Origin of the sequence: Streptomyces cellostaticus, from assembly GCF_023630175.1 — a bacterium.
In the GTDB taxonomy this organism is placed as follows: Bacteria; Actinomycetota; Actinomycetes; order Streptomycetales; family Streptomycetaceae; genus Streptomyces; species Streptomyces cellostaticus_A.
Map to the genome: position 1 here is coordinate 1 of NZ_JALLIN010000056.1, position 13698 is coordinate 13698.

Here is a 13698-nt window from a genome sequence, read left to right on the forward strand (position 1 = left end):
TTAGCTGAGAAGTTGTTCGTGAGGTAACTCTGCGCCGCAGCCGGCCAGCACGGACAGCAACAGGAACCGGGACACTTCCCGTCACGCTGAGCTGCAGCCGGCCAGCGCGGAGCGTGAACAGAACCGCGCAACGGTTGTCCAGCTTGACGCTTACCGACCAGCACCCAAGCCTGCGCCGGAACCGAAGCGACCGGAACCGCTCGGGGACACGAATCCCTTCCTTGCGCTGCTCTAGGCAAACCAAGCAGGCCCCGTCCATTCGGACGGGGCCTTTCACTGTTTCGACTACGCGACTGGGCAGGCCGCTCCAGGAAGCGCACGATTCGGGGAGCACGTCACCACTGCCAGGGACAGATACGAGGGACGTTCCAGATAGAAGCCGTACGACACATCAGCGCCCGAGTGCAGGTGTTCGGCAGCAGAGACCACCAGGCGGGCTAGGCGGGTTGTGTCTCGGTCCCGTTCCGCCGCGAACCGGGGCGCGTACTCGGCCAGCCGCTCACCGAGCCAGGTTGCAGCCTCCTTGGCTTCCTCCCATGTGCCACGAACGATGGAACGGGGCTTGATCAGCCAGTACGCCGTTTCAAGGGGCGGCAGGTCGACGGTCGGGAACTCCGCTGCGACCTCCCGGTAACGCTGGATCAGTTCTGGCCTGCTTCCGGCCGGGGGCGGCTCAGGATGTGGAGGTCGCCGCAGGGCCTCATTGTCGAAACGCTCTTTCGGGCCGGTCCATAGATAGCCGTGGTGGTGCACCAGTCGTTCCGTTCCGAGGAGTGCCAGCCGGGCCGGACCCAGGGACAGGAGGACCCGGCCCGGCTGGCGGGAGGGGGAGGCTCAGACGTTCAGGCCGAAGCGCGCCGGGTCGATGCCGGCCGCGTCCAGTTCCTCCGTGGTGAACCGCAGCGGTTGGGCGTCCGGCCGCTTGCTGTCACCCAGGGCCCAGGCGTCGTCACCGATCCGCGCCAGGGTCACGCACCCTTCGGTGCAGGGGCCGCCGCACGCCTTCACGAACGACGCCCCGTTGATGTCGAGCGCGTACAGATCACTTCCGTCCAGCATCACTGCACCTTCCTGCTCAACTGATCACGGCCATGACTGACCGTCGCCGCCCATACCGGGCGGGAGTTCAGGGATTCCACCGCAGGGGCGGTGTCTCACTCGGCGCGAACGACCATGGCGAACGAGGTCCGGATGCGCCGGAAACCGGCGTGCCCGGACCGGCCCGTGTGGCTCATGCACTCCACGTCGACGGAGGCCGAGTCATCGGCGGGAGTCGCCTTCCAACCGCAGTGCAGACACTCGGCCTCGAACGTCACGTCCGTGTCGGGATGCTCGATGATCCGGTGCATGACGTACCGCATAGCCGCTCTGACGCTCACAGCCCACCCCTACGGCTCCGCGCGTTGGCTGCGGCGACTCTGCCGCTCAGTCCCGCTGACGGGCTATTCGGCGGGGGCTTGTAGTCAGGACACTTCGGGCTCCCGCACTCACACCGAGGCCAGCGCAAAGCCGAACTCGGCGCCAGGTCCGCGCCTTCGGGGCCAGGGTCGCTCTTCTGCACCATGAGCACGCCGCCGACACCGAACGCTCCGGAGAGACGGGAGAGGAACTGTCGGGCCTCACTGCTGCCCAGATGATCAGCCGCTTCGGTCCTATGTGCCTTGCTGTCGCTCACCATGGCCCCCATCTTCGGCGGCCCACGATTGCGCCTCTAGCCTGTTTCCTGTTCCCGCAAAAAGTCGTTGCGGATGCTTTCGATCAGATCCCGCATTTCGTCGCCGGCCAGCGCGGCTCGCGCGAATCCTTCGAACTTATCAACGTAGAGACTCACATCTCGCGGGTCCGTAACGACGACTTCGGCATGGACGGTTTCAACCGTCACCATGCGGTCGTCACGGATGACGAAGGCATGATTTGCGATGTCATGTTGCTGAATTCGCAGAGGGACTATCCGGATGTCCACGTGGGAGAGTCGCGAAATGGAGACGATGCGATCAAGCTGAGCAGCCATCATCTGCGGTCGCACGATGCGCCAGCGCAGAACAGGTTCGGTGATGATGAACCGGAGCGACTTTGCGTTGTCGTAGAGAACCGCTTGCCGTTCGAGTCGCCCATTGATCGTTCGCGTGAGTGCGTCTTCACTCAGATTGTGCCGTTGCAGAATGGCCCTGATGTACTCGGGCGTCTGGAGCAGGCCCGGAACGAGCGCGGGTTGAAACAGCCGCAGTACAGACATCTGGGCTTCCAGAGCCTTGGCGGCCTGCTGGCCCTTGTGGACCCCGATTCGCTTGAGCAGGCGCCACGCCGTCGCTTCCGTCGCTGACGCGCGTGCGGCTTCCGCGTACTCCGCTTTGACCTCGTCCGAGACACCGATGGCGGTCAGGATGCGCTCTACGTCCGTCGAGCTGGGTGCCAGCTTCGCATTCTCGATCTTGGACAGCTTGGACGGAGACATGAGGGCGCTGCGGGCCACCGCTTTGGCTTCCTTGCCGGATGCCACTCGCAGCGCCCGCAGCGCGGCTCCAAGCTGTGCTCTGTTCACGTCCCGTACTTGGCCCACCATTCGGTGAACGGTTCCGCGTGCGCGAGAGCCGCATCACGGTACCGCGTGAATTCCGCTGTCCGTTCCGGCGGTAGCACTTCCGATCCCAGGTACTTTCCGCTTCCGTCGTAGTTCATCACGGCCACGGATTCGGAGTCGAAGAACCAGAAATCCGGAACGTTCTCCAGGGGGTTGGGTTTGTCGGTGATGTCGAGGATGAAGAACTCTTCACCCCCGCTCACATTCTTGTGGTAGCCCCAGTCGAGTTCGAACCTGAGATAGTCCGTGAGCGGGCGGGACAGGATATGGACCCGGTATACCCGCTTCCCCTTCTCGGTGTGCGAGCGTAGTTCTTCGATCCAGCCTGCGTTGTAGTCGTCTGGCTGTGTCTCCCCGGCCAGGAATGCCTGATAGGCGTCGACGCTCCCGGACTTGCTGTAGTCGTCCAGGGTCTCCAGCCGGAATGCCTCGCGTTCGAATGCCTCGAAGAGGTCGCCGAGGGTCCTAGATGAGGTTGTCACGGATGGCCTTCTGGATCAGTTCCATCGGGATCTCGACCAGGGTTTCGTGCGCGGGAATCTGAAGCCCGTGGTCGGTCGGCGTCTCGCCCTGTACCAGGAAGGTGCCGCGATCCGTGGCGTAGATCGTCGGGCAGTCCTTGATGTCGCACGTGCTGACCAGCTTGGTGACCTTCATGGTCTGGGTTCCCCTCTCCCGTGCCGCTGCCAGTACCCCGCCTCTGGGTTGATGCTCCCGAGGGTTGTGCGCACCGGTCAAGCGATCACGGTTGACGGAACGGGAAACCGCGTAACTTGCGTCGGGCCTGCTCGTATACCGCGCGACTGGCGGCGGGGCCTCCAGCGCGCCTCGGGCCTGCACAGACTGTTGACGATCATGGGGAAATGCTGGGGAGGCCCTCTCTAGGAGGGGTCTTCGTGCAGGTCAGGGTCGTATGACCTGTAAAGCACACAGATCTACGAGGGCACGAACCAGGTCCGGCGCATCGTCATGGCGCGCAACCTGCCGTAGCCGGTCTCGGAACCACGGTCCCCGGAAGGCGCCCCGCGGGGCGCCTTCCGTTCGTCTCGGGGCGCGTGACGACCGGTCGGTCACATGCGGGCCGGTGCGGGTGGGCGTAGGACGGAAGCACACGGGGCCCGATCCGGGTCCCCGCCTTCCCAGGAGGAGCCATGACCCAGCCCGGAACCATGACCCCGATGAGCAAGGAGATGCAGGACTGCGTCGAGGCCTGCATGACGGCGCACACCATGTGCGAGGAGGCCATGAGCTCCTGCATGCACATGGGCGGCCAGCCCCAGATGCAGATCATGCGCGCGCTCATGGACTGCTCCGAGATGACCCGGATGTGCTCCGACATGATGATGCGCCGCTCGCCCATGACCCAGGAGATGTGCGCGATGTGCGCCAAGGCCTGCGACATGTGCGCCGAGGCGTGCATGTCCATGCCGGACGACCAGCAGCTCATGCGCTGCGCGGAGGCGTGTCGCCGCTGCGCGGAGATGTGCCGGACCATGGCGGGCGCCCGGATGTGACGTCGCGCCTGCGTGTGATCAAGGGCACCTTCGCGGTGCCCTTGATCGTTCGTGCGGCAGGCTGACCGCATGACCGAGACGGATGCGACGACGGCCTTCGACGCCGCCGAACGAGCCATGTGGGCGGGGCGGACCGACGCCTACGCCCGCAGCTTCGGGCGCCTGTGCGCTCACACCGTGCCCGATCTGCTGGACGCCGCCGGCGTGGACGCAGGCACCCGGGTGCTCGACGTCGGGACCGGGACCGGCACGGCCGCGCTGGCGGCGGGGGAGCGGGGCGCGCTGGTGCGGGCCGTGGACGCCGATGCCGGGATGGCCGCCGAGGCGCGCCGGCGCGGGGTGGCCGCCGAGGTCGCGGTGCTGCCCGAACTGCCTTTCCCGGACGGTGCGTTCGACGCGGTGGTCGGCAACTTCGTGCTGAACCACGTGGGCCGTCCGCGTACCGCGCTCGCCGAGCTGCGCCGGGTGCTGCGGCCGGGCGGGCGGGTCGCGGTGACGCTGTGGGGCGCCCGGCGCGGGGGCGGGCAGGAGCTGCTGGGCACCGCGTGCGCGGCGGGCGGCGCCGTACCGCCGCCCTATCTGCCCCGCCTCGATCCGGACGAGGACTTCGCGCGGACCCCGCAGGGCCTGGCCGGGCTGCTCGCGCAGGCCGGATTCGGTGGGGCCGGGGCCGGGGAACTGGAGTGGGACCACCGGGCGACCGTCGAGGAGTGGTGGGGCGGGGCGGCCGCCGGGGTCGGCAACGTCGGGCTCGTCGTGACCTCGCAGGACGAGCGGACCACGGGCCGGATCCGGAGCGAGTACGAGCGGCTGTCCGCCCGGTACGACGACGGGGGAGGGCTGCTCGCCCTCCCCCATGTCGCGCTGCTGGCCTCCGGGACCGCCTAGTGCCGTGACCGGGAAGCTGCCGGCCGGAAGGCCCGCGGCGTCCGGCGGGCACTCTCGCCGCACCGGACGCCGCTCCTTGACGGGCGAACCTCGGCCGACGCGGCACTAGTCGCCGGAGACGGTCACCTTCTCGTCGTTCTTCAGCTCGTCCACCAGGGTCTTCACCTTCGCCTTGTCCCAGAGGAGGTTGCCGCCCGAGGAGCCGGCGATCGGCATGTTCATGGACGTGCCGTCACCGCTGCTGACACCCTTCATCGCCCAGAACATCGACGCCAGGTCCCACAGGCTCATGTCCTTGTCGACGGTGAGGGAGTCCAGGCCGGCGCCCATCGTCGGGTAGAACTTGAACGGGTTGAGGACCGTCGACGGGGTGGCGACCTGGTGGGCCAGCGCGGACAGGAACTTCTGCTGGTTCTTGGTGCGCTGCAGGTCGCTCGCCGCGAAGGCGTGCCGGGTCCGGACGAAGGCCAGGGCCTGCTCGCCGTTCAGGGTCTGCTTGCCGGCCTTGAAGTCGGCGCCCGACCACTTGTCCTTGAAGCCCTTGTCGAGGTTCATCTCGACACCGCCCACCGCGTCCACGATCTTCGCGAAGCCGCCGAAGCCGATCTCCACGTAGTGGTCGATGTGCAGGCCGGTGTTGAACTCGATCGTGCGGACCAGCAGTGTCGGGCCGTCCTCGGCGTAGGCCGCGTTCAGCTTCGTGTGGCGGCCCTGGTTCGGGTAGACCTTCCCGGACGTCGAGCCCCGGTAGGAGGGGATCGCCACGTCGGAGTCACGCGGCAGCGAGACCAGGGTGTCGCCGTTGGCGCCGACGTGCAGGATCATCATCGAGTCGGTGCGCTGGCCCTCCGCCGAGCCGGTGTGCAGCTTCTTCTTGTCCTCGGCCGTCATGCCCTTGCGGCTGTCGGAGCCGACGATCAGGTAGTTCGTGCCCTCGCCGGTCTCGGGCCGGTCGATGACCTGGGAGAGGTCGACGTCCCGGTTCAGCTTGGAGTCGGCCCAGAAGTAGGTCGCCACCGACGTGACGACGAGCACGGTCACGAGCGTCAGGGCCGTCAGCTTGATCCGCCGCCGCCAGTTCGGGGCGGGGCGCGGGCCTCTGCCATGGGGCTCGTCGGGGCCGCCGGGACCGCCTCCGCCGTAGACCTGGCCGGTGTTGTAGCCGCTGTCGTAGTCGTCGTACCCCTGACCGTCGACGTACGACGGCTGCTGCGGGACCCCGGCGCCACGGGGCGGCGCCGACGGGCCGGGCGTGCCGTACGGGCTCCGGCCGGGCGGTACCGCCGGGCCGCGCTGCACCTGACGCATCACGCGGGCGCCTTCCGGCTGCGCGCCGCCGCTGCCGCGTCCGTAGCGCGGGCCGCGGTTGTCGTCGGACCATCCCTGGGGCCAGTCATTCATGCGCCCCAGTGTGCAGGTCGGGGCCGTATGCCCCACAAGGGTTGTCGGAAAATAAGGGCGCCGCTGTTGCGAAGCTGACACAAATTCCGCGAATGTCACTTCGTCATAAGGTAGGGGCCATGACAGACCAGGCCCCGGACGCGATTCCGGAGATCCCGGGCAAGCCCACGTCCGCTTCCCGCACCACCCTCAGCCACATCATGACCCACAACGACACCAACCTGCTGGGGACGGTGCACGGTGGGGTGATCATGAAGCTGGTCGACGACGCCGCGGGCGCGGTGGCCGGCCGGCACTCCGGCGGTCCCGCAGTCACCGCGTCCATGGACGAGATGGTGTTCCTCGAGCCGGTCCGCGTCGGCGATCTGGTGCATGTGAAGTCCCAGGTCAACTGGACCGGACGGACCTCGATGGAGATCGGCGTGCGCGTGCTCGCCGAACGCTGGAACGAGTCCGCCCCGGCCACCCAGGTCGGCTCGGCCTACCTGGTCTTCGCGGCCGTGGACGCCGACGGCAAGCCGCGCCGGGTGCCGCAGGTGCTCCCGGAGACCGACCGCGACCGCCGCCGCTACCAGGAGGCGCAGATCCGCCGCACCCACCGCCTGGCCCGCCGCCGCGCGATCCGGGAGCTGCGCGAGAAGCGGGCGGCGGAGGGGTTCGAGGACTGACCCGGAGCGGCGGACCCGGCCCGGCCGCGGCGGGCCGGGGACCGGCTTTCCGCGGCCGGCCCCGCGCCGGTGCGCTGCCCCCGCCGGTGAGCGCGCCCGGTCGGCGGCCGTCCCGCCCGCCGGTCCGCCGTCACCGCTCACCCGCCCGCGGGTGCGCCGGTCAGGTGCCCTGCGCGCACACCACCTCGTTGCCGCGCACCACGCTGTGCTCCGGCCCCGCCGGGTCCCCGGACCGCACCTTGCGCACCTTGCGGGCGTCCAGGAAGTCGGACCCGGTGGTCACCTTCATCAGCGGCCCCTGACCGCGCACCGCGCGCAGCTCGCTGCCCGGCAGGGCCGCGGCCAGGGAGTGGGCCGAGCGGTCCCAGCGGGGGTCGTAGGAGATCACCGTGCGTGAGACGTCGTGGACGGCCGCGGTGACCGGCCGGTGGGTGGCGGCGAAGCCGGCCGCGGCGAGCGCCGCGTCCAGCCGCCTGGCGGCCCCCTCGGTGGGGGTGCCGTTCTCCACCTGCACCCGGATCTGCCGCGGGTCCACCTCCACCGGGACCGGTCCGGCGGCGGGCCGCGGCCGCTCCGCGCTGAGCGGCTTGTCCTCGCGCAGCGCCGTGAAGAGCCGGCCGGACGCCGCGTCGTCCCACTTCAGGGTCGAGCCGATCCCCTTGACCCGGTAGTTCATCTGCGCGATGGGGACGGTGGTGAACTCGGAGGAGGACGGGGAGAAGTTCCGCATCGCCCGGCCGAGGTCGAGCAGCTCGTCGGTGCCGAAGCCCACGTCGGCGCGCACCGAGCCGAGCACCGCCCGGGTCACGTCGCGGAACCGCATGGGGTTGAGCAGCACCCCGGAGGAAGTGGCCCGGTCGATGAGCGCGGCCAGGAAGCGCTGCTGCCGCTTCATCCGGCCCAGGTCGCTCGCCCCGTCGACGTGCCGGGCGCGCACGTACTGCAGGGCCTGTCCGCCCCTGAGGGTGTGGGTGCCGGGCGCGAGGTCGAGTCCGGTGTAGGAGTCCTTCAGCGGCGTCGTGGTGCAGACCCGGACACCGCCGAGCACGTCCACGGTGCGCATGAAGCTGGTGAAGTCGACCTCCAGGTAGTGGTCGATCTTCAGGTGGGTCATGTTCTCCACCGTGCTGACGGCGAGCTGGGGGCCGCCCTCGGCGTAGGCCGCGTTCAGCCTGACGGGGTGCGCGGCGCGCCGCCGGCCGGTGGCCGGGTCGTCGCGCGCGGGCACCTCGGCGAAGGAGTCGCGGGGCAGGCTCACCACGCTCGCCCGCTCCCGGTCCTCCGAGATGTGCACGATCATCATCGTGTCGGTGCAGTGGCAGGGCTGGCCGCCGAGGTGGTAGGCCCGCCGCTCCCCGTCACTGATCCTGTCGCGGCCGTCGGTGCCCACCAGCAGGACGTTCATGCCGTGCCCCGCCCGGGGCCGGTTCTTCATGTCCTTGAAGGCGTCGACCCGGGTGATGCCGGCGTCCAGGCTGGTGACGACCGCGTGGCCGATCCCGGCCGAGGCGAGGACCACCACGGACAGCGTGGTCATCGCACGCATCGCCCAGCGCGGCCGCCTGGGCCGCATCGCCCGGCCGCCCGGCCGCCCGGACCTGGGTGGCCCGGGCGGCCGGGGCGGCCTGGGCACGCGGGGGGACGGCTGCGCCCGGCGTTGCGGCCTGGGGGCGCGTCCCACGCCCTTGGCGGCGGGGGAGGGGGACCGTGGCGGGCTGGGCAAGGGGAACCTCCGGACGACGGCCGTACGTGGGATCCGTGAGCACGGTAGGCCGATACGATCCTCAGCCCGGTGATCGGCCCCGGCGGCGCGCACCGGTGTCCCCCGTTCGCGGTAACGTGAGCCCCCTATGAACACCAAGCCCGACGTGCGGCACCCCGCCGTGTCTGTGATCATGCCCGTCCTCAACGAGGAGCGGCATCTGCGCGGGGCCGTCCAAGCGATCCTCGCGCAGGAGTACGCCGGCGAGCTGGAGGTCGTGATCGCCCTCGGTCCGTCCACGGACCGCACGGACGAGATCGCCGCCGAGCTGGTCGCGGAACATCCCCGCGTGCACACCGTCCCGAATCCCACCGGCCGCACCCCCGCGGCGCTGAACGCGGCGATCAAGGCCTCCCGGCATCCGATCGTGGTCCGCGTCGACGGCCACGGCATGCTCTCGCCGAACTACATCGCCACCGCCGTCCGGCTCCTCGACGAGACCGGCGCGCAGAACGTCGGCGGTGTCATGCACGCCGAGGGCGAGAACGACTGGGAGCACGCGGTCGCCGCCGCCATGACCTCGAAGATCGGCGTCGGCAACGCGGCCTTCCACACCGGTGGCGAGGCGGGCCCCGCCGAGACGGTCTACCTCGGGGTGTTCCGCCGTGAGGCCCTGGAGCAGCAGGGCGGCTACAACGAGGAGTTCATCCGCGCCCAGGACTGGGAGCTGAACTTCCGCATCCGCGAGGCGGGCGGCCTGATCTGGTTCTCGCCGGAGCTCAGGGTGTCGTACCGGCCGCGGCCCAGCGTGAAGGCGCTCGCCAAGCAGTACAAGGACTACGGCCGCTGGCGTCATGTCGTGGCCCGGTACCACGAGGGCTCGATCAACCTGCGTTACCTCGCCCCGCCGACGGCGGTGTGCGCGATCGCCGCGGGCCTCGTGGTGGGCGTCGCCCTGACCCCGTGGGGCCTGGTGGTCCCCGGTGGCTACCTGGCGGCGATCCTGGCGGGCTCGGTCCCGGCGGGCAAGGGGCTGCCGCTCCGGGCGCGACTGCGGATCCCGGTGGCCCTCGCGACCATGCACATGACCTGGGGATGGGGTTTCCTGACCAGCCCCAGGTCGCTGGCCAAGCGGGTGATCGCCTCACGGCGCCCGGCGGTGCTCGAACCCCGCTGACGACGCGACACGAAGAGGGCCCCACCTGTGCGAGGCGGGGCCCTCTTCCGTGCGCTCACCGTCCTACCACCGGTAGGGCTTGTACACGTCCATGCACGGGGAGGTGTCCGAGCCGTTGAGGGCGTCGGAGTTGCTCGGCAGGTCACCGGCCCGCGGCGCCGACTTCTTCGGGTAGGCCGTGCCCGTGCGCCAGTCGGCGCCCACGACGACGGTGACCCCGGACACGTCGGTCGACCGCTCCACCTGGCCCGCCGGGATGCCCAGCGCCTTGGCCACGGCCTGTGCGTCGCCCTCCAGGTCGGCGCTGGGGTAGCGCACGAGGGTCCGGTCCGCCGAGACCGCCGCCGAGGTGTCGGTGCCCGCCCTCGCGTACCCGTGCCGCACGAGGACCTGGCCGATCGCGCGCGCCCGGCCCGGCACCGCGGCCTCGGCCGCGGACCGGGTGGCGTTCTGCACGAGCACTCCCAGCCGGGCCGCGTCCGTCGAGGGGGTCCGGGCCGGTTCGGCCTGGCCCTTCTTCTTCGTTTCCCCGCCGTTGCCGTCGAAGGGCACGTCGTCGCGGAGCATCCGCCACATCCTGTCCGCGCCGGCCTTGTCGGGGACCACGTGCTGGCCGTTCAGCGGGTCCTCGACGCTGGGCATCGTCACCGACGTGATGCGGTCGGACGGCACCGACTTCAGCTCCATGCCGAGGTCGTAGAGCTTCTTGACGGTGCCGATCTCCTCCGACACCGTCAGCGACCTGGTGGCCGCCTCGGCCAGGTCCGTCAGCCGGCCGGTGTCGGTGAAGACGCTCTGCTGCCGCAGTGTCCGGAGCATCGAGTTCAGGTACATGTGCTGGGCGCGGGCCCGCATCAGGTCACTGCCCCAGGCGTGCCGCGTGCGCAGCCACTGCAGGGCCTGCACGCCCTGGACCTTCTTCCGCCCGGCCCTCAGCTTCAGTCCCGAGCCGCCCCGCTGACTGGGCGTCGAGCGGTCCCAGACGTTCTGGTTCACGCAGACCTCGACACCGCCTATGGCGTCCGCCATCCGCACCACGCCCGCGAAGTCGATCGTCATCCAGTGGTCGATGTAGACCCCGGTGAGGTTCTCCCAGGTGGCAAGCGTGCAGCCGGCGCCGCCCCGGGCCAGCGAGGTGTTGATGATGTCGTTGGTGGCCGGGTACGACTTGCCGGTCCCGGGGTCCTCGCACTCGGGGATGTCGACGCGGGTGTCCCGGGGGATGCTCACCATCGCGGCGCTTCTGCGGTCCGCGGAGAGGTGGATGAGCATCTGCACGTCGCCGAGCGGCGGGTTCCCCCGGTTGTCCCTGCTGCCGCCGAGGGCCACGTTCGCGTCCGAGTTACGGCTGTCGGAGCCGATCAGCAGGATGTTCAGCGGTGTCTGGCCGGCCGCGTTCGGGCGGGTCCGCTGCGCCTTGGAGTCGTCGGCACCGGTGCGCCGGCCCTTGTGGATGTTGCCGTTGAGGTGCTCGTAGTACAGGTAGCCGGCACTCGCGGTGCCGAGTATCACCACGGCCAGCACGATCGCCGACCAGCGCAGTGCGCGCCGCCGGGGCGGGCGCCGGGCCGTCTCCGGGCCGCCACCACGGCGCCCCCCACCGTGCCCGTGCCGTCCGGACCCCTCCGGCGCGGCCGCCGGCCGCGGCGTGAGCGACATCGTGTCCCCGATCGCGGGGGGTTCCCCCCGCACACCGCTCTGCGACAACTCCCTGCCCTCCCCCACTTGCGCCCTGCAACGGGTCCGTCCCGCGTGGGGTTAGACGCACGACGGACCCGATGGGTTACCTGTGAGTCGCGCCGGAGCGTGAGCCGTGCCGAGCCGCGGACCGTCCGGGCCGGGAACGCTCCGGACCGCGGACGTCCCGGCCTACGAAGCGCACTGCACCTTGTCCGCCGTGGACTGGCCGTCCACCTCGGGTGCCTTCGTCGAAGCGGTCAGCGGGACACCGGCGCCCTTGAAGTCCTTGCCCAGGGTCAGCGTCATCGCGGGCAGTCCCTGGGAGTTGGTCACGCTCTCGCCCGGCTTCAGGGCCGAGCCGGACAGGCCCATGACGGCGGCCAGCCGGCGTGCCTGGGCCGCCTGGTCGGGCGCGTACTCGAGCGTGGTCCTGCTCAGCTGGGCGGGAGCGTTTCCGCCGTTCTCGGACTTGAGCACGCCCGCTTCGTTCTGCAGCCAGTTCAGCTCGGCCTGCGCGCTGCCCTGCGGGGCACCGCCGTTGAGGATCCGCACCCGCACCTCGGAGGCTGCGGACTTGGTGCCCTTCAGGCGGGCGGCCGCCTCGTCCTTGGCCTTCTCCCTCTCCGCCTTCTGCTTCTTCTTCACGTCGGTGAAGGAGACGTCGTTCTTGATGGCGTCGAAGACCGCGGGCCCCTTCTCCTGGTTGACGACGACGGTCGCGTGGACCTTCTCGGCGGGGTTGTCGACCACGGGCACCGTGAGGAACGAGATGTTCTTCGGCGGCACCTTCTTCAGCTCCAGTGCCACGTCCTTGAGCGTGCTCACCGAGCCGATGCCCTGGTCGACGGTCAGCGCCTTGGTGGCGGCCTCCGCCAGCTTCACCAGCTTGGTCGGGCTGGTGAGGGTGTCGCTGGACGACATCTTGCGCATCAGCGAGGCCATGAACTGCTGCTGCACCTTGATGCGGTCCAGGTCGCCCTGATTGCCCCAACTGTGCCGGGTACGGACGAAGGCCAGCGCCTGCTCGCCCGCGATCTTCGAGGGGCCGGCGGGCAGGTCGAGGTGCGAGTCCCTGTCCTTCACGGCGTGCTTCAGGCACACGTCGACACCGCCGACCGCCGTCGTCAGCGTCTTCACCGCGTTGAAGTCGACCATCATGAAGTGGTCCGGCACGATGCCGGTGACCGCCTTCACGGTGTTCATGGTGCAGCCCGGGTCCCGGCCGTCCTGGCCCAGGCTGGTGTTGAACCGGACGCCGCTGGTGCCCGCGATGACCTTCTTGCTGCCGTCGGGCTGGTTCGTCTCGCAGTCCGGGACGTCCACGATCAGGTCGCGCGGGATGCTCAGCGCGGTCGCGTTCGTCCGGTCCTTGGCCACGTGCAGCAGGATGTTGGTGTCCGCGTGGCCGACGCTGCCCTTGTCCCCGTAACCCTCGTTGCCCTTGCCGGTCCGCTTGTCCGTGCCGATGATCAGGATGTTGAAGGCGTCGTCCTTGCTGAAGCCGTCCTTGGCCGCGCTGGTGTCCGTCGTGGTGACGTTGCCCTCGAGGTGCTTGAGGTAGAGATAGCCGGCCGCGCCGGCGGCGACGAGCACGAACGCCGTGCCGCCCGCGGTCCAGGCCAGTGCCTTCTTGGCCGTCGACTTCTTCTTCACCGGCCGCCGGTTGCGCCGCCCCTGCGGCGGCTCCGGCTCGGGCTCGGCGCCACGGCGCCGCCGCGGAGCCGGCACGTCCGCGCCGCGAACCTGACGCATCTCCCGCGTCCCGCCCGCCGCCGGGCCGCCGCGCCCGCGCGCCGCGCCGTCGGCGGCCCGGGAGCCCGCCCTGCGCGGACCGGGAACCGCCGATTGCGGAGCGGAAGGGCTCAGTCGCAATTCGTATTCGCCGGTGTTCGGATTGAGCACCCACTGGTCTGCGGGATCGATGTTGTCCGCCCGCCCACGGCCTTGCGCGTCCACGGTTGTCCGAATCCTCCGTCGGGGCCACGCGGCGCCTTCCCCCTCGAGGCGCTCGGGTCTCGGTGAAACAGTGCACGACCCCAGGACGGACCTCGCGGCCGGGTGCACCGGATCGCTCACACTATCCGCCC

At 70.0% G+C, this 13698-nt stretch carries 14 protein-coding genes; 4 read left to right on the plus strand and 10 right to left on the minus strand.

Features of this window, described 5'->3' with window-relative positions; all coding sequences use genetic code 11:
* Positions 1–285: 285 nt before the first annotated feature.
* From MXD57_RS27690 to MXD57_RS27715, 6 genes are all read right to left on the minus strand, one after another.
* Positions 286–753: a hypothetical protein gene (locus tag MXD57_RS27690; RefSeq protein ID WP_250404820.1), complete on the minus strand. Its 468-nt coding sequence runs from the start codon at positions 751–753 to the stop codon at positions 286–288.
* Positions 754–834: 81 nt separating this feature from the next.
* Positions 835–1059 carry a DUF397 domain-containing protein gene (locus MXD57_RS27695; protein ID WP_046427928.1) on the minus strand — a complete coding sequence of 75 codons (225 nt, stop codon included), beginning with the start codon at positions 1057–1059 and terminating at the stop codon, positions 835–837.
* 95 nt (positions 1060–1154) lie between these two features.
* Positions 1155–1379, minus strand: coding sequence for a DUF7848 domain-containing protein (locus MXD57_RS27700; RefSeq protein ID WP_250404821.1), 225 nt, complete (start codon positions 1377–1379; stop codon positions 1155–1157).
* A gap of 332 nt (positions 1380–1711) precedes the next feature.
* A complete protein-coding gene (locus tag MXD57_RS27705) occupies positions 1712–2542 on the minus strand; it encodes a helix-turn-helix domain-containing protein (RefSeq protein ID WP_250404823.1) in 831 nt (276 codons plus the stop codon).
* On the minus strand, positions 2539–3063 hold the full coding sequence (locus tag MXD57_RS27710) for a DUF6879 family protein (RefSeq protein WP_250404825.1): 525 nt from the start codon (positions 3061–3063) through the stop codon (positions 2539–2541). The genes MXD57_RS27705 and MXD57_RS27710 overlap by 4 nt, the downstream gene beginning before the upstream one ends.
* Entirely contained in the window at positions 3047–3238 is a 192-nt protein-coding gene (locus MXD57_RS27715) for a hypothetical protein (protein WP_030115393.1), read from the minus strand. The genes MXD57_RS27710 and MXD57_RS27715 overlap by 17 nt, the downstream gene beginning before the upstream one ends.
* Before the next feature lie 494 nt (positions 3239–3732).
* On the opposite strand from MXD57_RS27715, the gene MXD57_RS27720 reads away from it, so the two are divergent.
* Together MXD57_RS27720 and MXD57_RS27725 are read left to right on the plus strand one after the other, a co-directional pair.
* A complete protein-coding gene (locus MXD57_RS27720; RefSeq protein ID WP_250404827.1) occupies positions 3733–4095 on the plus strand; it encodes a four-helix bundle copper-binding protein in 363 nt (120 codons plus the stop codon).
* 69 nt (positions 4096–4164) lie between these two features.
* Positions 4165–4983: a class I SAM-dependent methyltransferase gene (locus MXD57_RS27725; RefSeq protein WP_250404829.1), complete on the plus strand. Its 819-nt coding sequence runs from the start codon at positions 4165–4167 to the stop codon at positions 4981–4983.
* 105 nt (positions 4984–5088) lie between these two features.
* On the opposite strand, the gene MXD57_RS27730 is transcribed toward MXD57_RS27725, so the two are convergent.
* Positions 5089–6384, minus strand: coding sequence for an LCP family protein (locus MXD57_RS27730; protein ID WP_250404831.1), 1296 nt, complete (start codon positions 6382–6384; stop codon positions 5089–5091).
* Between the two features lie 119 nt (positions 6385–6503).
* On the opposite strand from MXD57_RS27730, the gene MXD57_RS27735 reads away from it, so the two are divergent.
* Positions 6504–7052, plus strand: a complete 549-nt coding sequence (locus MXD57_RS27735) for an acyl-CoA thioesterase (protein ID WP_374114756.1) — start codon at positions 6504–6506, stop codon at positions 7050–7052.
* Between the two features lie 160 nt (positions 7053–7212).
* On the opposite strand, the gene MXD57_RS27740 is transcribed toward MXD57_RS27735, so the two are convergent.
* On the minus strand, positions 7213–8775 hold the full coding sequence (locus MXD57_RS27740) for an LCP family protein (protein WP_284506179.1): 1563 nt from the start codon (positions 8773–8775) through the stop codon (positions 7213–7215).
* A 127-nt stretch (positions 8776–8902) separates the two neighbouring features.
* On the opposite strand from MXD57_RS27740, the gene MXD57_RS27745 reads away from it, so the two are divergent.
* Complete coding sequence (locus MXD57_RS27745) at positions 8903–9931, plus strand: glycosyltransferase family 2 protein (protein WP_250404838.1); 1029 nt, start codon at positions 8903–8905, stop codon at positions 9929–9931.
* A 63-nt stretch (positions 9932–9994) separates the two neighbouring features.
* Here the strand turns inward: MXD57_RS27745 and MXD57_RS27750 are convergent, their stop codons facing one another.
* Together MXD57_RS27750 and MXD57_RS27755 are read right to left on the minus strand one after the other, a co-directional pair.
* Entirely contained in the window at positions 9995–11590 is a 1596-nt protein-coding gene (locus tag MXD57_RS27750; RefSeq protein ID WP_250404840.1) for an LCP family protein, read from the minus strand.
* Between the two features lie 210 nt (positions 11591–11800).
* A complete protein-coding gene (locus tag MXD57_RS27755; RefSeq protein WP_250404842.1) occupies positions 11801–13567 on the minus strand; it encodes an LCP family protein in 1767 nt (588 codons plus the stop codon).
* Between the last annotated feature and the right edge of the window lie 131 nt (positions 13568–13698).

Bases quoted from the DNA above. Each gene is read 5' to 3' on its own strand.
- MXD57_RS27695 (WP_046427928.1), bottom strand. From the start codon at position 1,059: ATGCTGGACGGAAGTGATCTGTACGCGCTCGACATCAACGGGGCGTCG.
- MXD57_RS27750 (WP_250404840.1), bottom strand. From the start codon at position 11,590: ATGTCGCTCACGCCGCGGCCGGCGGCCGCGCCGGAGGGGTCCGGACGG.
- MXD57_RS27720 (WP_250404827.1), top strand. From the start codon at position 3,733: ATGACCCAGCCCGGAACCATGACCCCGATGAGCAAGGAGATGCAGGAC.
- MXD57_RS27730 (WP_250404831.1), bottom strand. From the start codon at position 6,384: ATGAATGACTGGCCCCAGGGATGGTCCGACGACAACCGCGGCCCGCGC.
- MXD57_RS27735 (WP_374114756.1), top strand. From the start codon at position 6,504: ATGACAGACCAGGCCCCGGACGCGATTCCGGAGATCCCGGGCAAGCCC.
- MXD57_RS27745 (WP_250404838.1), top strand. From the start codon at position 8,903: ATGAACACCAAGCCCGACGTGCGGCACCCCGCCGTGTCTGTGATCATG.
- MXD57_RS27725 (WP_250404829.1), top strand. From the start codon at position 4,165: ATGACCGAGACGGATGCGACGACGGCCTTCGACGCCGCCGAACGAGCC.
- MXD57_RS27715 (WP_030115393.1), bottom strand. From the start codon at position 3,238: ATGAAGGTCACCAAGCTGGTCAGCACGTGCGACATCAAGGACTGCCCG.